19 protein-coding genes are annotated in these 19,974 nt (G+C 67.5%); 10 read left to right on the top strand and 9 right to left on the bottom strand.

The annotated features are described in order from the left end of the window. The first annotated feature begins 36 nt into the window (after window positions 1-36). From ACFQMF_RS08620 to ACFQMF_RS08610, 3 genes are all read left to right on the top strand, one after another. Window positions 37-1,338, top strand: coding sequence for an amidohydrolase (locus ACFQMF_RS08620; RefSeq protein ID WP_256408968.1), 1,302 nt, complete (start codon window positions 37-39; stop codon window positions 1,336-1,338). Window positions 1,339-1,399: 61 nt separating this feature from the next. Beyond that, window positions 1,400-1,678, top strand: a complete 279-nt coding sequence (locus tag ACFQMF_RS08615; RefSeq protein ID WP_256408969.1) for a winged helix-turn-helix domain-containing protein — start codon at window positions 1,400-1,402, stop codon at window positions 1,676-1,678. Window positions 1,679-1,748: 70 nt separating this feature from the next. After that, window positions 1,749-2,051 (top strand): DUF8036 family membrane protein, encoded by a 303-nt coding sequence (locus ACFQMF_RS08610; RefSeq protein ID WP_256408970.1) that lies wholly within the window; start codon window positions 1,749-1,751, stop codon window positions 2,049-2,051. A 645-nt stretch (window positions 2,052-2,696) separates the two neighbouring features. Here the strand turns inward: ACFQMF_RS08610 and ACFQMF_RS08605 are convergent. After that, window positions 2,697-4,067: a geranylgeranyl reductase family protein gene (locus tag ACFQMF_RS08605; protein WP_256408971.1), complete on the bottom strand. Its 1,371-nt coding sequence runs from the start codon at window positions 4,065-4,067 to the stop codon at window positions 2,697-2,699. 217 nt (window positions 4,068-4,284) lie between these two features. Between ACFQMF_RS08605 and fer the strand changes: the two genes are divergently transcribed. Further along, window positions 4,285-5,097 (top strand): ferredoxin Fer, encoded by an 813-nt coding sequence (gene fer, locus ACFQMF_RS08600; RefSeq protein ID WP_256408972.1) that lies wholly within the window; start codon window positions 4,285-4,287, stop codon window positions 5,095-5,097. Window positions 5,098-5,134: 37 nt separating this feature from the next. Here the strand turns inward: fer and ACFQMF_RS08595 are convergent, their stop codons facing one another. From ACFQMF_RS08595 to ACFQMF_RS08575, 5 genes are all read right to left on the bottom strand, one after another. Continuing rightward, entirely contained in the window at window positions 5,135-6,271 is a 1,137-nt protein-coding gene (locus ACFQMF_RS08595) for an ABC transporter permease (protein WP_256408973.1), read from the bottom strand. Then, window positions 6,264-7,511: an ABC transporter permease gene (locus ACFQMF_RS08590; RefSeq protein ID WP_256408974.1), complete on the bottom strand. Its 1,248-nt coding sequence runs from the start codon at window positions 7,509-7,511 to the stop codon at window positions 6,264-6,266. The genes ACFQMF_RS08595 and ACFQMF_RS08590 overlap by 8 nt, the downstream gene beginning before the upstream one ends. Further along, complete coding sequence (locus ACFQMF_RS08585; RefSeq protein ID WP_256408975.1) at window positions 7,508-9,130, bottom strand: ABC transporter ATP-binding protein; 1,623 nt, start codon at window positions 9,128-9,130, stop codon at window positions 7,508-7,510. The genes ACFQMF_RS08590 and ACFQMF_RS08585 overlap by 4 nt, the downstream gene beginning before the upstream one ends. A 108-nt stretch (window positions 9,131-9,238) precedes the next feature. Continuing rightward, complete coding sequence (locus tag ACFQMF_RS08580; protein ID WP_256408976.1) at window positions 9,239-10,396, bottom strand: BMP family lipoprotein; 1,158 nt, start codon at window positions 10,394-10,396, stop codon at window positions 9,239-9,241. A 204-nt stretch (window positions 10,397-10,600) separates the two neighbouring features. Beyond that, window positions 10,601-12,160 carry a phosphohexomutase domain-containing protein gene (locus tag ACFQMF_RS08575; RefSeq protein WP_256408977.1) on the bottom strand — a complete coding sequence of 520 codons (1,560 nt, stop codon included), beginning with the start codon at window positions 12,158-12,160 and terminating at the stop codon, window positions 10,601-10,603. A gap of 146 nt (window positions 12,161-12,306) precedes the next feature. Between ACFQMF_RS08575 and ACFQMF_RS08570 the strand changes: the two genes are divergently transcribed. Next, a complete protein-coding gene (locus ACFQMF_RS08570) occupies window positions 12,307-12,585 on the top strand; it encodes an acylphosphatase (RefSeq protein WP_256408978.1) in 279 nt (92 codons plus the stop codon). Between the two features lie 28 nt (window positions 12,586-12,613). Here ACFQMF_RS08570 and ACFQMF_RS08565 read toward each other — a convergent pair whose 3' ends face one another. Next, window positions 12,614-13,075, bottom strand: coding sequence for a hypothetical protein (locus ACFQMF_RS08565; protein WP_256408979.1), 462 nt, complete (start codon window positions 13,073-13,075; stop codon window positions 12,614-12,616). A 241-nt stretch (window positions 13,076-13,316) separates the two neighbouring features. Between ACFQMF_RS08565 and ACFQMF_RS08560 the strand changes: the two genes are divergently transcribed. After that, window positions 13,317-14,753 carry a PAS domain S-box protein gene (locus ACFQMF_RS08560; protein WP_256408980.1) on the top strand — a complete coding sequence of 479 codons (1,437 nt, stop codon included), beginning with the start codon at window positions 13,317-13,319 and terminating at the stop codon, window positions 14,751-14,753. Window positions 14,754-15,015: 262 nt separating this feature from the next. Beyond that, window positions 15,016-16,956 carry a sensor histidine kinase gene (locus ACFQMF_RS08555; RefSeq protein ID WP_256408981.1) on the top strand — a complete coding sequence of 647 codons (1,941 nt, stop codon included), beginning with the start codon at window positions 15,016-15,018 and terminating at the stop codon, window positions 16,954-16,956. A 660-nt stretch (window positions 16,957-17,616) separates the two neighbouring features. On the opposite strand, the gene ACFQMF_RS08550 is transcribed toward ACFQMF_RS08555, so the two are convergent. Continuing rightward, window positions 17,617-18,006 carry a winged helix-turn-helix transcriptional regulator gene (locus tag ACFQMF_RS08550; RefSeq protein ID WP_256408982.1) on the bottom strand — a complete coding sequence of 130 codons (390 nt, stop codon included), beginning with the start codon at window positions 18,004-18,006 and terminating at the stop codon, window positions 17,617-17,619. A gap of 69 nt (window positions 18,007-18,075) precedes the next feature. On the opposite strand from ACFQMF_RS08550, the gene ACFQMF_RS08545 reads away from it, so the two are divergent. Both ACFQMF_RS08545 and ACFQMF_RS08540 read left to right on the top strand, forming a co-directional pair. Continuing rightward, window positions 18,076-18,525, top strand: a complete 450-nt coding sequence (locus tag ACFQMF_RS08545) for a DoxX family membrane protein (protein ID WP_256408983.1) — start codon at window positions 18,076-18,078, stop codon at window positions 18,523-18,525. 136 nt (window positions 18,526-18,661) lie between these two features. Beyond that, window positions 18,662-19,144: a VOC family protein gene (locus ACFQMF_RS08540; RefSeq protein WP_256408984.1), complete on the top strand. Its 483-nt coding sequence runs from the start codon at window positions 18,662-18,664 to the stop codon at window positions 19,142-19,144. 27 nt (window positions 19,145-19,171) lie between these two features. Here the strand turns inward: ACFQMF_RS08540 and ACFQMF_RS08535 are convergent, their stop codons facing one another. Continuing rightward, the gene (locus ACFQMF_RS08535) at window positions 19,172-19,678 is read right to left on the bottom strand and encodes a hypothetical protein (protein WP_256408985.1); all 507 of its coding nucleotides are present in this window, start codon (window positions 19,676-19,678) and stop codon (window positions 19,172-19,174) included. Between the two features lie 121 nt (window positions 19,679-19,799). On the opposite strand from ACFQMF_RS08535, the gene ACFQMF_RS08530 reads away from it, so the two are divergent. Further along, a complete protein-coding gene (locus ACFQMF_RS08530) occupies window positions 19,800-19,922 on the top strand; it encodes a hypothetical protein (protein WP_256408986.1) in 123 nt (40 codons plus the stop codon). Window positions 19,923-19,974: the final 52 nt, after the last annotated feature.

Here is a 19,974-nt window from a genome sequence, read left to right as displayed (position 1 = left end):
GCGACGTTTTAAGCTCGCCCGCCGCCACCCACGCCCATGAGCGCGCTCGAATCCGACGCGTACCGCGAGTTCCGCCGCGACCTCCACCGCCACCCGGAGCCCGCGTGGCGCGAGTTCTACACCACCGCCCGGATCGTCGAGGAGCTCCGGAAGCGCGACCTCACCGAGCTCCACGTCGGCCGCGACGCCCTCGCGACCGACGACCGCATGAACGTCCCCGACGACGACGAGCTCGCCGAGTGGGAGCAGCGGGCCCGCGACGCCGGCGCCGATCCCGACATCGTCGACGGGCTCTCCGGCGGCTACACCGGCTGCGTCGCCGTCGCCGAGCGCGGCGACGGCCCCGTGGTCGCGCTTCGCGTCGACATCGACGCGCTGCCGATCCGCGAGTCCGACGAGGGCGACCACGCCCCCGCGGCCAAGGGGTTCCGCTCGGAGAACGAGGGGTTCATGCACGCGTGCGGCCACGACGCCCACGCGACGATGGGGCTCGGGACGCTCGACGCGGTGCTCGACTCCGACTTCGCGGGCACGCTGAAGGTGTTCTTCCAGCCCGGCGAGGAGCAGGTGGCGGGCGGCAAGCCGATGGCCGAGTCCGGCCACCTCGACGACGTGGAGTACCTCTACGCGGTCCACGTCGGCCTCGATCACCCCTCCGGCGAGGTCGTCTGCGGGATCGACGGCTTCCTCGCGGTCCGGCACTTCCTCGCGGAGTTCACCGGGGAACCCGCCCACGCCGGCGCGCGGCCCGAGCAGGGGCGCAACGCGGTCCAGGCGATGGCAGCCGCGGTCCAGAACCTCTACGCGATCCCCCGGCACGCCGACGGTCCGACTCGGGTGAACGCCGGGCTCGTCGGCGGCGGCACCGCGACGAACATCGTTCCGGAGGAGTCGTACATCGAGGGCGAGCTCCGGGGCGGAACGACGGAGCTGGCCGCGTACATGTCCGACCACGCCGACCGAATCTTAGAGTCGGCGGCGGCGATGCACGACTGCGAGGTCGACGTGGCGACGAAGGGGGAGGCGCCGAGCGCGACCAGCGACGACGCGCTCGCCCGGATCGTGGGCGACGTCGCGGGCGCGACCGCGGGCGTTACCGAGATCGTCGACAGCGACGACCTCGGCGGCTCCGAGGACGCGACGTACCTGATGAACCGCGTCCAGGAGAACGGCGGGCTCGCCTGCTACGTCGGCGTCGGCACCGACCACCCCGGCGGCCACCACACGAGCACCTTCGACGTGGTCGAGGGCGACATTCAGGTCGGGATCGACGTGCTGAGCGGGGCGATCCTGCGGGTCGCCGAGCGGCGTCCGCGAGCCGACGCGCGAGACCGGTGAATCGGGCGCGAGCGCTTCCCCCGGCGGTAGGTTTAGGCGCCGCGAGCCCCTGTCTTCGACCATGGAGGCCGTCCTCTGGTACGTGCTCACCGGCACCCGCGGCGGCCCGAACAGGGTCCGGATCCTCAGGGCGATCGACGACCGCCCGCGCAACGCGAACCAGCTGGCGGAGCACCTCGACCTCGACTACACGACGGTCCGCCACCACCTGGACGTGCTCCGCGACCACGACGTCGTCGAGCGCACCGGAGACGGCTACGGCACGGTGTACTACCCGACCGAGGGGACGCAGCGGCACTGGGACCTCGTCGAGGAGATCGCCGACGGGCTCCCGGTATGACCGCGACGGCTCCCGACGCGATCCCGACCGACCGCGGCGCGACCGCGGCGGCGCCCGCGAGGTGTGACCGATGCAGTGGGTAGACGTCGCGCGCGTCAGCGTCGCCGTGAACGTCGCGATGCTGTCCGCGCTCACGTGGGTGTGGGCGCGGAACTACCTCTCCTTCCGGTCGAAACACTCGGTCGGCCTCGCGGCGTTCGGCGCCGTGCTCTTGGCGCAGAACGCGCTCTCGCTGTACTTCTACCTCTACCACCCCGTGCTCGCCGGGTGGTTCGCGACAGACATGCCGTCGCTGGCGTGGCAGGCGAACGTCGCCGTCCACGTCCTCCAGACGGTCGCGCTCGGATTCCTGCTGTGGGTGACGTGGGACTGAGACGACGGCGTCGGCGGAGTGTTCGTCTCAGTTAATTTCATCTCACCAGCTGATCAGTGCGAACGCGGGAGCGCTTGACAACGGGAGTACGCGTATCGATTCGCTTGGTCGGTTGTTTATAACTGATCGAACGGCGTCGGTGTCGGCCGTTTACGAGTGATCGATGACTCCGCGGTGAAGACCTCCAAAGCCCCAGTCGCTGCGGACCGCGCACGCTCGTTGCACTCCTCGCTCGCGTCGCTCGCTGCGGTGCTTACATCGCCTGCGCGGTCCGCAGCGACTGCCCCTTTGAGTCCCACCCGTACAGCACCGCGACCGCGCCTCACGCCTCCCCAGCCTCGCGGTTCGCGCTCTCCGAGCGCTCACCGCTCCCTCGCGCGTGCTGGCTCGCGGCCTGTCGGCCGCTCGCAGGCACGCGCCACCGCGACCTTTATTTATAAACAACCGCTGCCGCCGCGCGGCTATTTAAATACTGAATCGGTACCACCGATCTGCGATACCCACTTCCGTCATCGATCGGTGTGCGCTTCCAACGACGCAGCGCCCGGTAACAGCCAACTGCCCGGACGAGACCACGCTGAGAGGATGGAACGCAACGAAAGGAACGTCGCAACGACGGCGACCTCACCCACTCGACCGCCCCGATCAGTACTTCGCGTCGGCGCCCGTCGTCTCGTAGATCCGGTCCATGATCGCGTCGCGCTCGCCGGTCCAGTTCGCCATCGCGGCCGGGCTGGTCGGGTACGACTCGTAGTGGTCGAGCAGCTCGTCGGCGAGCGTCTTCGTCTGGTAGAAGTTCCGGATCGTCCCCCAGTAGCCGAAGCTCTTCACCGCGGCCTTCAGCTTCAGCCCGAACGACATCGACGTGGAGCCCTCGTATAACGCCTCCGCGAGCTTCTCGCCCGGGAGCGCGGCGAGCAGCCCCATCAGGTCGTCGACGTCGACCGCGGTCGAGAGCACGTTGTACACGTCGAGTCCGGCGTAGCGCCCGCCGAAGTGGTCCATCACGCGGGTGTTGTACCGCCAGAGGTTCTCCTCGCTCACGTCGCCGTCGGAGACCGCCTTCACGGCCTGCTCGCCCGCGTACTTGCCCGCGTACGCCGCGCCGGCGATACCGCCGCCCGTGGTCGGGTTGACGTGCCCGGCGGCGTCGCCGACCGCCATGTACCCCGGCGCGACCGCCGAGTCGTAGGGGCGACGGGTGGGGAGCGCGGCGCCGAGCTTGTCCGTGACGGTGGCGCCCTCGAACTCGTCGCGGTTCCGGAGGTCGCGTCTCAGCGCCTCGACGAGCTGCATCGGCTCCTCGTTCATCTGGAAGCCGAGCCCGGCGTTGATCTCGGTGCTCGTCCGCGGGAAGTACCAGAGGTAGCCGGCGGCGCGGTCGGTCGCCTTGAAGACGAGGGCGTCGTCCCACTCGACCGGCTCCGGCACCTCGACGATCTCGCGGTACGCCGAGCAGAACTGCGAGTAGCGCACGTTGGTGTCGAACGTCGTCCCCTCGAAGTCCGCCTTGTCCTGGAGCAGCGACAGCGACCCGGCCCCGTCGATCACGAGGTCGGCCTCGTATGTGACCGCGTCGCCCTTCCGCTTCGCGCGCAGCCCGGTGACCCGACCGGCCTCGGTCTGAATTACGTCGTTGATGACGGTGTCGTAGTGGAAGTCGACCCCGGCGTCCTCGGCGCCCGCGATGATCTGCCGGCCGTACTCCCACCGGTCGATGACCGCGAGCTCGCCCGGCACGGGGATCTCCAGGACCGTGTCCTCTTGCGGGATCTCGAACCGCCCATGGTCGACGCCGGTGTTGGTGAACGCCGGTTCGAGCCGCTCTTTCGGGATGGCCTCCGGGAAGGCGTCGGCGCCCTTCAGCGCGTCGCCGCAGGCGATGTGGCCGGCCTCCGCCTCGTCCTTCCGCTCGACGATGACGACGTCGAGCCCCTCGTTCGCAATCGTCGCGGCGGCGTAACAGCCGGCGGTCCCGGCGCCGGCCACGACGACGTCGTACTCGTCGATGCTCATGACACGTGGGTCGTTCCCCCGGTGGCAAAACTCTTTGTTCCCGTTTCGGTCCCCTCGGGAGCGACACGAGCCCCGGACGGCGACGCGACCGACGCGGATCGCCGCCCGGTCCGGGACCGCGGGCGTCGTCGCGGTCGTCCGCGGTCGCCGACGACGCCGTCGCGTCCCTAACTGTTCAGCCCTCGTTTTTAACGGCGGTGCGGCCGTGACTCCGGACATGTCCGGACTCGATCACGTCGACACGGACCGGCTCCGGGAGTGGCTCTCGGAGGTCCGCGAGGGAGAGACGACCGCCGCCCTGATGCTCGCCGTCGCGTACGACAAGGGGATCGGCGCGGGCGAACTGGCCTCGTGGTACGACCGGTCGACCGAGTCGGTCGAGGAGGCGATCGCGGCGCTCGACTCGCCCGACTACGTCGCCGAGATCGCCCGCCTCGAAGGGGTCGACGTCGAGGCGGTCGCCGCGGAGTCGAACCTCACGGTCGAGTCGGTCGAGGCCTGGTTCGCCGGGCTGTCGGACCGCCCCGTCCCCGAGGCCGCGAGCGTGATCCGGGGGTACGCGGAGGGCGCGGTCGAGCCCCTCCTCACGGGCGAACCCTCGACCGTGTTCCACCTCGACTACGACGCGATGACCGAGCGCGGCTGGTCGCTCGACGACCCGGACCTGTTCGAGAAGGCGGCCGAGTCGGACCTCGGGCTGCCCGAGTACGGGCGGTTCCTCGTCGAGCCGGACGAGTCGATCCTGGAGGCGGCCGAGCGCGGCGGCCGGTCCTGGCCGTACGCCTGCCGGGGCGGCGCGTGCACGAACTGCGCCGTCGTCGTCGTCGACGGCGACGTGGCGATGCCGGGGCAGTCCGTGCTCTCCGACGCGCAGATCCGCGAGACGAACGCCCGGCTCTCCTGCGTCGGCGTCCCGGTCACGGACGAGGTCCGGCTCGTCACCGGCGTCGGCGACCTGGCGGAGTTCGCCGACCTGCGGCTGCCGTCCCCGGCCGAGGACGGGGACGGAGCGAGGCCGGCGTCGGACTGAGCCGCCCCGCTCACTCCTCGGGGGCGTCGTCGCCCGCTCACTCCTCGGTCTCGTAGTGCTCCCCGGCCGCCTCCGGGAGCCGCGTCCGACCGACCAGCGCGAGGACCAGGATGACGACCACGAACGGCGTGATCCGGATGAGCTGCCGGGGGATCCCGATCCCCTGGAGCTGGAGCACGGTCTGGACCGCGTCCAGCCCCGCGAACAGCATCGTCGAGAGGAACGCCCCGACCGGGTTGTAGTTGCCGAACAGGTACGCCACGATGGCGATGAACCCCTTCCCGTTCACCATCGTCGGGCCGTTGCCGGTGAACTGGCCGAGGTCGAGCGACAGCGCGGCGCCGCCCATCCCCGCGAGCACGCCCGAGATCAGCACCGCCGCGTAGCGGACCCGGGTGACGCTCACGCCGGCGGTGTCGAGCGCCTTCGGGTTCTCGCCGCTGGCGCGGATCCACCGGCCGAACGCCGTCCGCTCGAAGACGTACCACGAGCCGGCGACGGCGGCGAACAGCATGTACACCGACGGCGACGCGGAGAAGAGCGCGCCGAAGAACGGGAGGTCGGCGAGCACCGGCACGTTGATCGACGGCGACGTCGCGACGGTCGGCGTGTTCGGGCTGCCGTAGATCACCTGCGAGGCGAACGGCGCGAGCCCGAGCGCGATGAGCCACACCGCGAGCCCGGCGATGATCTGGTCCGCGCGGAACCCGATCGTCACGACGGCGAACAGCGCCGCGAGCAGCGTGCTCGCGACGACGCCGCCGGCGAAGCCGACCCACACTCCGCCGGTGAGGTCGGCGACGTAGATGGCGCTGAACGCCGAGATGATCAGGAGCCCCTCCAGCCCGATGTTGATGACGCCCGACTTCTCCGCGAAGATCCCGCCGAGGGCGGCGAACGCGATCGGCACGGAGAGCCGCAGCGCCGCCGCGAGCGTGTTCTCGCTCGTGAGCACGTCCGCGAGCGTCCCGGCGAGCGAGTCCGGGAACAGCAGCCCGGCGAGCAGCAGCGCGGCGACGGCGGCGACGGTCGCGCCGGCGACGAGCGCCCGGGTCGAGTACCGGTCGAGGAGGCCCTCCTCGTCGGCGCCCTCGGCCGAGATCGCGGCGTCGGCGTCCTCGGCGTCGTCGGCCTCGTCGCCGTCGGCGGCGCCGCCCGCGGGCGCGTCACTCATCGGTCTCACCTCCCCGGTCGGCGGCGGTCCCGCCGTCGGTCGCGACCGCCTCCGGCTTCGAGCCCGTTCCCGGCAGCCCGCGGGCCAGCAGGCGGAAGAACTCCGGCATCGCAACGAACAGGATGATGAGCCCGCGGAGGACGCCGACGAGCTGGGGCGGAACGTCGGTCGCGAACTGGACGACCGTCGTCCCGCTCTTCAACACGCCGAACAGCAGCGCGGCGACGCCGACCCCGAGCGGGTTGTTGCCGGCGAGGATCGAGACGGTGATCCCGTCGAACCCGTAGGCCGGGATCCCCGTCTGGAACGTCCCGAGCACCATCATCACGTACATCGCGCCGGCGATCCCGCCGAGCGCGCCCGACAGCGACAGGCTCGCGACGACGGTGCGCTTGGCGTCGACGCCGCCGTACTCGGCCGCCTCGGGCTGGACGCCGCTCGTCCGGACGTCGTACCCGAAGGCGGTGTGTTCGAGGACGTAGTACAGCCCGGCGACGGCGAGGAGGCCGAAGCCGAGCGCGACGACGGAGAAGTCCTGTCGGGCGCCGAACAGCAGCGCCGGAAACTGCGCGAACTCGGGGAGCGGGACGGTCTGGTTCGCGGCGCTGTTCGGGTCCTTGAAGATCCCGCTGACCAGGTACAGCGCGACGCCGGTCGCGATGAAGTTGAGCATGATCGTCGTGATCACCTCGTTGGCGTCGGCGTACGCCTTCAGCAGGCCCGGGACCGCGCCGTAGAGCCCGCCGAACACCGCGCCGACGAGGAGCCCGAACGGGATCAGGAGGACGGTGCCGAGCGCGCCCGACACGAGCGACGACGCCCAGAGGACGCCGAGCGCGGTCGCCAGCGCGCCGACGACCATCTGGCCCTGCGTCCCGATGTTGAAGATCCCGGCGCGGAACGCCAGCGCGACCGAGAGCCCGGTGAAGATCAGCAGCGTCGTCTCGCGGAGCGTGACCGCGAACTGCCCGTTCGGCGACCAGCCGCCGCTGAGCGGGTCGCCGAGCGCCCCGAGGAAGAGGCGGTCGAAGACGACGACCGGGTCGTAACAGAACCCGACCCCAAGGTAGTACACCGCCTCGCCGGCGGTACACGTCGTCATCCGACCGGCCACGAGCACCAGCGCCGCGCCGATGAGGACCGAGAGGACGAGCGCCGCCGTGCTGATCAGGACCCGCTCGGCCGCGGAGGCGTCGACGAGCCGAGAGAGCGCGTCGCGCGCGCGGTCGGCGGCGCTCACGCCCGCTCACCGTCCGCGGCGTCCGCGAGGTCCGCCTCCGCGTTCCGTTCCGGCTCGTCCGCGTCCTCGTTCCCCGCCGCCGCCGGGCCGTCCCCGCCACCGCCGCCCGGTCGCTCCCCGGCCATCAGCAGGCCGAGCTCCTCCTCCGTCGTCTCGTCCGGGTCGACCACGTCGACGAACTCGCCCTCGTACGCGACCGCGAGGCGGTCCGAGAGCCCCTGTACCTCCTCCAGCTTCGAGGAGACGAGGAGGACCGCCACGCCCCGCTCCCGGAGCTCCAGGAGCCGCTCGTGGATGAACTCGATCGAGCCCACGTCGACGCCCCGCGTCGGGTGCGAGGCGACGACCAGCTCGGGGTCGCGCTCGAACTCCCGACCGACGATGAACTTCTGCTGGTTGCCGCCGGAGAGCGACTCCGCGTCGGCGTCCGCGTCCGGCGGCCGCACGTCGTACTCGTCGATGATCGCCTCGGCGTGCCCGCGCGTCTTCTCCCAGTCGATCCGGCCGTTGGCGGCGAGCTCGCGGCCGTGTTGGCTCCCGAGCAGCCCGTTCTCGACGAGGTCGAACTCCATCACCAGGCCGCGCTCCTGGCGGTCCTCGGGGACGTACGCCATGCCGGCCTCGATCCGGTCCCGCCGCGAGGCGGTCGTGACGTCCTCGCCCCGGAACCGGACCTCGCCCGCGTCGGGGGTCCGGAGCCCGGTCACCGCCTCGACGAGCTCCGACTGCCCGTTTCCGTCCACGCCGGCGATCCCGAACACCTCGCCGCCGCGGACGTCGAACGAGACGCCGTCGACGGCCCGGACCCCGCGGTCGTCCTCGACGACGACCTCGGAGACCGAGGCGACGACCTCGCCCGTCTCCGCGGTCCCGTGGTCGACGTCGAGGAGGACCTCGCGGCCGACCATCAGCTCCGCGAGCTCCTCCTGGGTGGTGGTGTCCGCGTCGACCGTCCCGACCTTCCGGCCGTCCCGGAGGACGGAGATCTCGTCGGCCGCGCGCATCGCCTCGCCCAGCTTGTGGGTGATGAAGATGATCGTCTTCCCCTGCGAAGTGAGCTCGTCGAGCACGTCGAACAGCTCGTCGACCTCCTGGGGAGTCAGCACCGCGGTCGGCTCGTCCAGGATCAGCGTGTCGGCGCCGCGGTACAGCGCCTTCAGGATCTCGACGCGCTGCTGTTCGCCCACGGAGACGTCCTCGATCCGCGCGTCCGGATCGACGTCGAAGCCGTAGCGGTCGGCGAGCTCGACGACGGCCTCGCGCGCGCCGGCCCGGTCGACGGCGAGTCCGCCCCACTTCCGCGGCTCGTTGCCGAGCGTGATGTTCTCGGTGACGGTCATCGGGTCCACGAGCATGAAGTGCTGGTGGATCATCCCGATCCCGGCGTCGATCGCGTCCCGCGGGGAGTCGAACGCGTGGGGGTCCCCGTCGAGCCGGACCGTCCCCGACGTGGGTTCGTAGAGGCCGTAGAGCACGTTCATCAGCGTCGTCTTCCCGGCCCCGTTCTCGCCGAGGAGGGCGTGGACGGTGCCGCGCTCGACCCGCAGGTCGACGTCGTCGTTCGCCACGACGCCGGGGAACCGCTTCGTGATCCCGTCGAGGTGGACGGCTGAGGCCATTGGTCTACTACCCCCTGGTTCGAGGTCGGGTGAATATGTTTGGATATGGTTCGGTCCGCACGGACCGGCGAGCGGCCGGCGATCCGACCGGAGCGAGCGCCCGCTCCGTCAGACGTTCGAGGGCGACGAAGGAACGGAAACGTCCCCGGCGACGATGTCTTCGCGCGCGGTCGAGACCTCGTCCCTGACGTCCTGCGGGATCTCGGAGCCGAGCTGGTCGCCGTAGACGAGCGCGACGCCCTCGTTGTCGAGCCCGAGCGCGACGTTCGAGCCGCCGGGGAACTCGCTCTCGACGGTCGCCTCGATCGCGTTGTAGACGGCCGTGTCGACCCGCTTGACCATGCTCCCGAGGATCACGTCGGCGTAGTCGGGGCGCGTGATCGACTGGTCGCGGTCGACGCCGATCGCGAATCCGTCCTGCTCCTGTGCCGCCTGGAAGACGCCGGTGCCCGTGTTCCCCGCCGCGTGGTAGACGATGTCGGAACCGCTGTTGTACATCGCGGTCGCCGCCTCGCGGCCCGCCGCGGGGTCGTTGAAGCTGCCGGTGTAGTTGACGCTGACGTCGACGTCGTCGCTGCCGGCGGCGACGCCGGCCTCGAAGCCGGCCTGGAACTTCTGGATCAGGTCGGACTCGACGCCGCCGACGAAGCCGACGTTCGTGGAGTCGCCCGCGGTCGAGCCCGCGCCCGCCGAGAAGTCGCGGGTGGTGAGCAGGCTCGCCATCAGGCCCGCGAGGTACGACCCCTCGTGCTCCCGGAACGTGTAGCTCGCGACGTTGTCGGCCTGGACCACCGAGTCGACGATCATGAAGTTCTGGTCGGGGTACGACTCCGCGGTCTCCGACAGCGAGTCGGCCTGCAGGAAGCCGATACAGCACACCAGGTCGTAGTCCGGGTCGCTCGACTCCGCGAACTGCTGCTGGAAGTTACTGAACTGGGCCACCTCGTCGGGCTGTGCCTCCTGGAACGAGATGTCGAGCTCTTCCTCCGCCGCGAGGGCCCCCTGCTGGGCCTGGTCGTTGAACGACCCGTCGCCGAGGCCGCCGGTCGCGTACACCATCCCGACGTTCGCCGCCGGCTCGTCGCCTCCGTCGGACCCGTCGCCCGAGTCGTCGCCGTCGGAGCCGTCCGAGCCGTCTGAGCCGTCGGAGCCGTCCGAGCCGTCCGACCCGTCGCCGCTCGGGCCGCCGCTACAGCCGGCGAGCCCGACGAGGCCTGCTGCGCTTGCCGCCTTGACGAACCGCCGCCGATCGAGATCGGATACCATGTCACCTGTATTGGCGCGCGAACACGTCATAAATTCGTCGCTCTCGACGACGCGGTATCGGACGTTCCCGGAGCGCTTCGGCGGGAACGCCGCCCGCTCGCCCGGGTTTGACCCGAACGTGTTCACGTCCGTGGTCTCCGGGGGCCGACGGGAGCGGTATGTCGGATGGCCGACGGGAGCGGTATGTCGGGAATGATCGGTCGGCTACGCGTCGCCGGCCGCGGCCACCGCCTCCTCGACGGCCGCCTCGACGTCCGCGATCAGCTCGTCGACCGCGTCGCTCTCGGCGTACACCCTGACGTACGGCTCCGTGCCCGAGGGGCGGACGAGCGCCCACGACGCGTCCGGGAACTCCAGCCGGACCCCGTGCTCGGTGCTCGCGGTCGCGTCGGGGAAGGCCGCCGGGAGCGCGGTCTCCAGCCGCTCCATCGCCCCGGCCTTCGCGTCGTCGGGGCAGTCGACGCTGACCTTGCGGTACGGCCGCTCGGTGATCGGCTCGCGGAGCCCGTCGAGCCCCTCGTCGGCGACGAGCCGGGCGATCACGGCCGCCGACGCGACCCCGTCGATCCACTCGCCGTGAGCGACGTGGACGTGCTTCCACGGCTCGGCGGCGAAGACGACGCGGGTGTCGGTTCCCACCTCGCCGGCGGCGCCCGCCTCCCCGACCGCGCCCGCCTCGCCGAGGGCGCCGGCGTCGTCGGCGTCCGCCCGGACCGCGGCGATGCCCTCGTGGAGCGCGCCGAGCCGCACGCGCTCGACGCGCCCGCCCGCCTCGCGGACGCGCTCGTCGATCCGGCCCGAGGCGTTCGGCGTCGTGACGACCACGGGGTCGGCGGCGTCGCTCGCGCGCGTGTACCGCTCCGCGAGCAGCGCGAGGACGGTGTCCTCGTGGACCACCTCGCCGTCGGCGTCGACGACCACGATCCGGTCGGCGTCGCCGTCGTGACCGATCCCGAAGGCGAACCCCTCGGCCTCGGCGTCGCCGTCGCCTCCGGCGTCGCCCTCGCCGCCCGCGTCCGGACGCCCCGGCTCCGCGACGCCCTCGTTCGCGTCGGCGACGAACGCCCGGAGGTCGCGGAGCGTCTCCGGGGTCGGCTTGCTCCCGCGGCCGGGGAAGTGGCCGTCGACGTTCCCGTTGAGCGTGACGACGTCGGCGCCGAGCTCGCGGAGCACGGTCGGCGTCGCGGGGGCGGCCATCCCGTTCCCGCAGTCGACCGCGACCCGGAGCCCGTCGAGCGGGGCGCCGAACCGCTCGGCGTACGCGACGACGTCGGCGAGGTAGCCGCCGAGCGGCTCGACGCGCTCGGACTCGGTCCACGCGTCCCACGCCGCCGGCGGCGCCTCGCCCGCCACGCGCTCCTCGACGGCGCGCTCGGCCTCGCGGTCGAACTCGCTGCCGTCCCGGAACAGCTTGACCCCGTTGTCGGTCGGGGGGTTGTGCGAGGCGGTGAGCATGACGCCGTAGCGCCCCCGCGAGGCGTGCGCGAGCGCCGGCGTCGGCAACTGCCCGGCGCGCAGCACTCGCACCCCGCCCGACGCGAGCCCGGACTCGGTCGCAGCCGCGAGCGCGGGGCCGGTGACGCGGCCGTCGCGGGCGAGCACGATCTCGGCGGGATGCGCGTCGTCCGCGTCCGACCCGTCTCCGTCGCTCTCGGCGTCCGCTCGTATCTCCGCCGCGACGGCGCGTCCCACCGCGAGCGCGAGCTCGGGGGTGACCCGCTCCGTCGCGCTCCCGCGGATCCCCGCGGTTCCGAACAGGTCCATACCCGGCGTGTCGGCGGCCGTTCGTTAGAAGTCGTCGGTTGCGGACCGTCGTCGGTCTCTTCCCGATCGGCGGCCGCCGGCCTTCGGTTGAAACGGGCGATCCCTCGGCGCCGCGTTTAAGCCGGCGGCGGGCGCACGCTCTCGCGATGACCGACCGCACGCGAGCACACGTGTACGTCTCGGGGCGCGTGCAGGGCGTCTACTACCGGGCGACGACCCGCGACACCGCCCGCGAGAAGGGGGTCGACGGCTGGGTGCGCAACCTCGACGACGGGCGCGTCGAGGCCGTCTTCGAGGGGCCGGAGGACGCGGTCCGCGAGATGGTCGCGTGGTGCGAGACGGGGAGCAAAGCGGCCGACGTCGACGAGGTCGACGCGACGTACGAGCCGCCCGAGGGACTGGACGGGTTCGAGGTGCGGTGGTAGCTCGACCCCAGGCGACCGCTCCGCGCGGCTACGGCGCGACCGGGTCGTTCGGCGGGTCGCGGACGCCGAGCTCCTCCAGGGCGCGCAGCACGACGATCGCCTCGACCACGTCGCGCTCCTCGGTGTAGGGGTCGTCGACGGCGTCGAGCGTCGCCTCGGCCTCCGCGGCGAGCCTGGACTCCAGCTCCGTCTGGTCGGTCTCGCCCTTCACCGCCGACAGCAGCGCCTCGTGGTCCTCGCGGAGGTCGAGCGAGACGTGCGCCGCGTTACACCGCGAGAGCGGATGGGTGTCCATCTCGATGGCGAGGTCGCTCACGAGGTCCCAGTCGTCGGCGCAGAAGCGAAGGGTCACCGTCCCGACGACGTCGCGCCACGAGATGGGGTCGCCGTTCTCCATCAGCCCGAGCGCCCGCGGCGGCACCGCGATCCGGGTGTGGGTCTCGTCGCGACCGCAGAGGCAACAGGGGGTGTTCTTCAGTCCGGCGTACACGCCTGCTCGTACGGGTCGGAGGGTACTGTGCGTTTCGCCGTCGAGGGCCCTCTCCTCGAATACACTGTACAGGCTCTGTTGAAATCCTCAGATGCTGATAGGAACCAGCTGCTGAATACAGAGGGTATACTCAGCAAGATCTTGGCCACCACCCCCATATATAGAACAAAAAGTGGTGCTTCAACCGGAGATGGTGCACGATTTTAATATGCTTACACGTGTACTGGACTCATTATAATCGATGGATAACGATACAACCCACCGAGAGAATAATAATCACAAGCCAGAGTGGTATCGGACGCTCGTTGAGGAGGTAAATGATCTCGTGACAGTCGTCGATACTGACGGGACAATAACCTACGTTAGTCCGGCCATCACACGGATTCTCGGCTACGATCCCGGCGAATTGGTTGGCCACGAGGGATTCGAATTCGTCCATCCCGAGGATCGGGAGCGAAACGCCGACGCGCTGGAGGCTGTTCTCTCAAACCCTTCCGAATCCGAGACTGTTGAAGTCCGATTCCGCCACGCCGACGGCTCGTGGCGCTGGATTGAGGCCACAATGCGGAATCGAGTTGACGACGATATCATCGATGGGATTCTGCTTAGCAGTCGAGACATTACTGAGCGAAAAGAGCACGAACGCGAAGCGCGAGAGCTTGCCGAAGAGTACGAAGCCGTTTTGAACAGCGTGGAGGACGCCATCTTTCTGATGAATGTTGAGGAAGATGGGGATGGTGTCCGATTCGAGTTTGAGCGCCTCAGCCCCTCCTATGAGCGCCAGACTGGGATTACTACCGAGGAAGTACAGGGCCAGACACCACAGGCCGTGTTCGGTGAAGAACAGGGCGCTGAGTTAGCGGCGAACTATCACCGCTGTGTCAAGGCCGGCGAACCAATCTCGTATCAGGAGGAACTCCGGGTCAGCGAAGGAGCACGATTCTGGCAGACAAAACTTGCGCCGGTAGTCTCCGATGGTGAGATAACTCGCCTCGTTGGGGTCACTCGGAACGTGACTGAACGCGTCGAACGTGAGCGACAACTACGTCAGCAGAACGAGCGGCTCGGAGAGTTTGCGAGTGTTATCTCCCACGATTTGCGCAGTCCGCTCAACGTCGCACAGGGTCGCGCTGCACTCCTTGCTGAGCAGGGAGAAAGCGAGCATCTTGATCCACTACTACAGGCGCTTGACCGGATGGAGGCGATCGTCGAGGATACGTTGACGCTTGCTCGCCAAGGCGATATAATAAGCGAAACGGAGTCGGTCAGTTTGACTAACCTTGTCGGGAAATGCTGGGCGACAGTAGACACAGGCGAGGCAACTATTGAGATTGTCGACGAAATGACCTTTCAAGCAGACCCTGACCGGTTACGCCACGTGTTCGAGAACCTGTTCCGAAACGCTGTTGAACACGGTGGATCCGACGTGACCGTTCGTGTCGGCTGTCACAACGAACTTGGGATCTACGTCGAAGACAATGGACCAGGAATTCCAGTCGAAAAGCGTGACGAGGTGCTCGAACCGGGACACTCGTCGGCACAGGGTGGTACTGGTTTCGGGTTAACTATCGTAAAACGAATCGTGGAAGCCCACGGCTGGGAGCTGTCTGTAGCTAATGGAACCGATGGTGGAGCACGGTTTGAGTTCGAGATGTCTGAACAAGGAGAGTTCGTGTAAGGTTATGTATAATTCCCGACCCATGATTGAGAAGTGCGACCTCAACTACTGAGCGCAGCGTGTAGGAGATAAGCGCCCTGTACCTCGCACGACTATCCAGACACTCCTCTGAGTTGGCAGAATCCTCGACGATCAATACGCACTCTTCACCGGTCAGCTGTTTCAGTCGAGAATACATCTGAAGAGTGGGATTTCAACAGAGCCAAAACTTTAGTCTGCTTGGGCAAGTCGTTGTTTTGAGACCTGAGATGCGAGACAAATCATGAGTGAGACCCCGCCAACCAGACTGGTTCTCCAGAGCCTTCTTGACGCCACAGCCGAGGTTGCGCTTTTGATCGACTCGGACGGTCTTGTCGTTGAGGAACTCCGGAACGACAGCGATCACGAGTTACTCGACGATGGCGGCGAAGAGCTGACAAGCAAGACGCTGTGGAACGCGCTTCGGTCCTCTCAGCTTGAGCATCTCCGTACCACCATCGAAGAGGTATTCGACTGTGGAGAGACACGGCCGGCCGACATTCAGATCGGCGTCGAGGGAAAAACGAGACAAGTAGAGGGGACGGTGAGTCCAGTCGGTGACGGAGAGCCTCGCTTTGCGTTGTTGACGATCGAGGACACTACCCAGCAAATGAACAGACAGCGTGCTCGTGATCTACTCAGCCGGGTCTTCGAGGTCGCTCCCATTGGTATCGTTGTCGTAGAACCGTCTGGGAACATATCACGGGCGAATAGGCGTGCCGAAAATATTCTTAATCTAGAACGAGAAGAAATCACCGATCGGACGTACAAAGATCAAGAGTGGAATATAACCTATGACGACGGCACACCGATTGCTTCCGACGAGCACCCAGTGACGAAAGTCCTACAGACTGGAGAGCCAGTTCTCGGCTTAGAACATTGGATCGAATTGCCGGATGGGACAAAAAAGTGGCTCTCAAGCCACTCTGCTCCGGTGTTGGACGAGGAGGGTGACGTTGAGTGTGTCGTGGTCGGACTCGACGACATCACTCACGTGAAGTCTCGCGAAGAGCGACTGGAATGGCTGGTTAGAAGCGAGGAACTGGCGGACATCGGCGGTTGGGAGCTTGATCTCAACACAGACATCCTCAGGGGAACGGCCGGCATGAGCCAACTACACGGAGATGACGACTATCCCCTCCCACTAGAGGAGGTCATCACACTGTATCACCCTGATGACCGTCAAGACATACGTGACGCGATCACCGCTTGTCGGGAGGAAGGCTCTCCGTTCGAGATTGAGGCCCGACGGCGGACAGCTGACGGGTACGAACGCTGGGTCCGTGTGGCTGGAGAGCGTGTCGAAGAAGAGGGAACAGAGAAAGTCCGCGGTATCCTCCGAGACATCACGGTTGATAAGGAACGTGAGCAGCGACTCAGCGTGATGAATCGGGTATTACGGCATAATATCAGGAACCGTGCGAATGTCATACTCGGGCATGCTGATCTGGTGAAGGACGAGCTGGAGAAACTCAATGTCCCGGAAGAAATAAAAACAGAACGACAGGAACTACTGGACTCGATCGAGAAGACATCAAAAGAAGGTCGGGATCTCCAGTCCGAGGTTCGCCTGTTGGAGAATTTATTGGCTGACCTACAACAGTCGTCTGTAGAACGGGCTGAGACGGGTGTTGACATGATCAGGACTACCTCGGTAGACCTCACGGAGCTATCCGAGAAGGTGCGTGCTTTTGACGACGCAATTGACCGTATCGGCACTGTGGATAATGTCGAACTCAGCTCGGTCATCGGTGCCTTGGTCACCGAGTACGGCGAAGAGTTTCCCGAGGCCGAAATCAACGTTACCGGCGACGACGTGACGGTGACCGGTGACCGAGAGGTGCTTCGCGTGATCCTTCAGATGCCTATTGAGAACGCACTCCAACACTGTGAGGCACCGGAGCTGAGCATCTCAGTGACCGCGCCGTCGTCAAGATCGGACCGGGTTGTTGTCAGCATCAAAGACGACGGACCTGGAATCCCCGAGTTAGAGAAGCGCTCGTTAGAAAATGCTCAAGAGACACCAACGGCTCACAGCACAGGCATCGGACTGTGGACGATGCAGTGGCTCACCCGACGTATCGGAGGAGCAGTGTCCGTAGCCGAAAACACACACGGTGGAACGACGGTCGAATTGGAACTACCCATCTCCTTCGAGAGTAAACAGGCCCTCTCGTCGGAGTAGTGTATCACTTGTAGTAGGACTCGTGTCGGGTATGTACGCTCAGGGTTATTACAATCGGTTTTTGTATACTTTGGCGAGTATTGAGGCTACACCGCACATACTTTATTGATACGGAGCAATAGCCGGCACCTCATTTTTCGGGTGCCCGACACGCGCCCTCTATTCAGCACGGCTCCGAAAACATATCACCTACTGAGGATTTCAACAGAGCCACTGTACAGGAACGAACGGCCGCGTCGGCTCTGATGCATGGGAGGCGGTGCGGCGGCGCGTGCCGGTGAGCGGCCGACAGGCCGTGAACCGCACGCGCGAGGGAGTCGGTGGTCCGGAGCGAAGCGGAGGACCACCGACGAGGCTGGGGAGGCGTGAGGCTGCGGTGCTGTCCGGGACGGGACTCAAAGGGGCAGCCGTGAGGCGGGCGCAGGGAACGTAAGCACCGCAGGGAGCGAGTAAAACGAGCGACTGAGGAGCGCAGCGAGCGTGTGCCCGCCTCACGGCTGGGGCTTTGGAAGTGGTCAGCGTCGATCCAGCACCAGTCACGTATAGCCGAGCGGCTGTGATTTTAGAGGTGTTCACCGCGATTCCGACCGTTCATGAACAGAGGGTCACAGAATCGACTCTCAGTTACAAACAACCGACGTTCCCGCAACTGAGCTCCTACTATCCGCTACATTCGGCGAGCCACTCGTGCGCCCACTCGTCGATCTCCTCGAAGACGGGCGCGAGCGACTCCCCCTTTGGAGTGAGGCTGTAGTACGTCGCCACCGGCGACTCCTCCTCCAGCCGCCGGTCGACGAACCCCGTCTCCTGGAGGTCGTCGAGCACGCGCGAGAGCGTGCGGGCGTTCGCGTCCGTCTCGCGCTTGAGCTCGTTGAAGCGCGACTCGCCGTTCAACAGCTCGTGGAGGACGACGAGCCGCCAGCGCGAGCCGATCTGTTCGAGCGAGTCGACGACGGGACACGCGGAGGCCGGGGCCGAGGACGTGTCCGTCTCAGCCTCCGTATCGGTCGTTTCCGCCGGGTCGGAGCCGGCGAGTTCCTGCGATGACATCGGTGTTACCTACTTACCCTTTTGTCCGGGAAGCGATAAATAGGTTACGTCCGTATACGTAGTTACACGATGTTAGCTGAATTCACGACGCTACCGCTGCAGCTCGACGCCCCCCTCGCGGGCGAACTGTTCCTGATCGGTCGGATCCTGTTCGGCGCCACGCTCGCGTTCATGGGCCTGAACCACTTCATGGACCTCGACACGATGGCCGGCTACGCCGAGTTCAAGGGGCTGCCGGCGCCGCGCTTCTCCGTGGTCGCCTCCGGGCTCGTCCTGGTGCTCGGCGGGCTCGGGATCGTGGTCGGCGCGTTCCCCGTGGTCGCGGCCGGCGCGCTCGCCGCCTTCCTGCTCGTCTCCGCCGTGACGATGCACGACTTCTGGTCGATCGACGACCCCGAGGAGAAGCAGAGCGAGATGACGAGCTTCCTGAAGAACGTCTACGGCGCCGGCGCCGCGGTCGCGCTGCTCGCCGTCGGCGGCACCGCGTGGCCCTACGCGCTCGGCCTCGGCCTGTTCTGACCGGATGCGACCGTTCCGAACCGAACGCGACCGTTCTGATCGAACGCGACCGTTCTAACCGGACGCGACGCCTTCTGACCGTTCTTTCGACCCGCCAGTACCACTAACTGACTCCGCGACCACCCGACACACGACCATGACCGACGCCCCGCCCACCACCGGACTGCACCACGTGACGAACATCTGCACCGACATGGACGAGACGGTCGCGTTCTACGAGGACGCGCTCGGCTGGTACACGGTCAAGCGGACCCAGAACTACGACGACCCGGGGACGCCCCACTACTACTTCTCCTCCACGCCGGAGGGGGAGCCGGGGACGAACGTCACCTACTTCGAGTACCCGAACTCGCAGGGCGCGCCCGGCCCGGGCGCGAGCCACCACTTCGCGTTCGGCGTCGAAGACGAGGAGACGCTCCGCGAGTGGCAGGCGCACCTCCGCGAGCAGGGGGTTCGGGTCTCCGAGGTGAAGGACCGCACCTACTTCAAGAGCATCTACTTCAGCGACCCCGACGGGCTCGTCTTCGAGCTGGCGACCGAGGGGCCGGGGTTCGCCCGCGACGAGGAGGACCCCGGCAGCGCGGAGATCGACCCGTTCGCGGAGGGGTACGAGAACTGAGCGGGGACACGAGACCGAACGGCCCAGTCAGGACTCCACGAGCGTCGCGAACCGATCGAGCGCGCGCCGGCAGAGGGGGACGTACCACGCCGCGACAACCGGCACCTCGATGACGACGCGACTCCGGCCCGACTCCCCGGCGTAGCCGTCGACGCGGTGACCCGTCGCCGGCACCCCCGCGACCCGCCAGTCCCAGCGTCGGCCGTTGCACGCGGTCACGCGAAACGGGAGCCACGTGCCGCCGACCCGGACCCGCCCGGTCGTCCCCCGAGTCACGTACCGGTCGTCGCTCTCGACCGCCTCGATCGCCGGCCCCCAGTCGGGCCAGGCGCGGGTGTCGCGGAGCGCCTCGGCGGCGACCGCCGGCCCGACCCCGACGTCGCGACCCACGGCGAGCGTCGCCCCCTCGCGGACGACCGTCGACGCCGAGCCGCCGCCGCACCGGTCCGAACCGGAACGCCCGCCGACGTCGACGGCCCCGTCGGAATCGAAACGTTCGTCCGATTCCTCGCCCGAACGAGACCGGTAATTCACGGTTCGTTAAACGCTCCCGTCGCAGTTAAGCCGACGCATATTAATTCCTTAAATGGTATCAGGTCTCATTATCTCTTTCCACGAAGGGTTAATACGGGGATCCGCGCTATCGAGCGTCAAGATGGCCGACGACCGCGACACCATGAAAGACGTCTCGCACACGGCACCGCACGACACCTCGGCGAAGGGAGTCTGGCGACGGGGCCGAGGTCCCGTCGAGGAAGAGGAAGAAGAGGAGGAGTAACCCCGTCGCACCCCGCGGTTTCCCGATTTCCCCGACGCGGGTACCGGTCGGT

Source organism: Halorubrum rutilum (assembly GCF_042665015.1).
GTDB lineage: Archaea > Halobacteriota > Halobacteria > Halobacteriales > Haloferacaceae > Halorubrum > Halorubrum rutilum.
This window is presented reverse-complemented; position numbering and strand designations above follow the sequence as displayed.

Bases quoted from the DNA above. Each gene is read 5' to 3' on its own strand.
- ACFQMF_RS08620 (WP_256408968.1), top strand. From the start codon at position 37: ATGAGCGCGCTCGAATCCGACGCGTACCGCGAGTTCCGCCGCGACCTC.
- ACFQMF_RS08615 (WP_256408969.1), top strand. From the start codon at position 1,400: ATGGAGGCCGTCCTCTGGTACGTGCTCACCGGCACCCGCGGCGGCCCG.
- ACFQMF_RS08610 (WP_256408970.1), top strand. From the start codon at position 1,749: ATGCAGTGGGTAGACGTCGCGCGCGTCAGCGTCGCCGTGAACGTCGCG.
- ACFQMF_RS08605 (WP_256408971.1), bottom strand. From the start codon at position 4,067: ATGAGCATCGACGAGTACGACGTCGTCGTGGCCGGCGCCGGGACCGCC.
- fer (WP_256408972.1), top strand. From the start codon at position 4,285: ATGTCCGGACTCGATCACGTCGACACGGACCGGCTCCGGGAGTGGCTC.
- ACFQMF_RS08595 (WP_256408973.1), bottom strand. From the start codon at position 6,271: ATGAGTGACGCGCCCGCGGGCGGCGCCGCCGACGGCGACGAGGCCGAC.
- ACFQMF_RS08585 (WP_256408975.1), bottom strand. From the start codon at position 9,130: ATGGCCTCAGCCGTCCACCTCGACGGGATCACGAAGCGGTTCCCCGGC.
- ACFQMF_RS08580 (WP_256408976.1), bottom strand. From the start codon at position 10,396: ATGGTATCCGATCTCGATCGGCGGCGGTTCGTCAAGGCGGCAAGCGCA.
- ACFQMF_RS08575 (WP_256408977.1), bottom strand. From the start codon at position 12,160: ATGGACCTGTTCGGAACCGCGGGGATCCGCGGGAGCGCGACGGAGCGG.
- ACFQMF_RS08570 (WP_256408978.1), top strand. From the start codon at position 12,307: ATGACCGACCGCACGCGAGCACACGTGTACGTCTCGGGGCGCGTGCAG.
- ACFQMF_RS08560 (WP_256408980.1), top strand. From the start codon at position 13,317: ATGGATAACGATACAACCCACCGAGAGAATAATAATCACAAGCCAGAG.
- ACFQMF_RS08555 (WP_256408981.1), top strand. From the start codon at position 15,016: ATGAGTGAGACCCCGCCAACCAGACTGGTTCTCCAGAGCCTTCTTGAC.
- ACFQMF_RS08550 (WP_256408982.1), bottom strand. From the start codon at position 18,006: ATGTCATCGCAGGAACTCGCCGGCTCCGACCCGGCGGAAACGACCGAT.
- ACFQMF_RS08545 (WP_256408983.1), top strand. From the start codon at position 18,076: ATGTTAGCTGAATTCACGACGCTACCGCTGCAGCTCGACGCCCCCCTC.
- ACFQMF_RS08540 (WP_256408984.1), top strand. From the start codon at position 18,662: ATGACCGACGCCCCGCCCACCACCGGACTGCACCACGTGACGAACATC.
- ACFQMF_RS08530 (WP_256408986.1), top strand. From the start codon at position 19,800: ATGGCCGACGACCGCGACACCATGAAAGACGTCTCGCACACGGCACCG.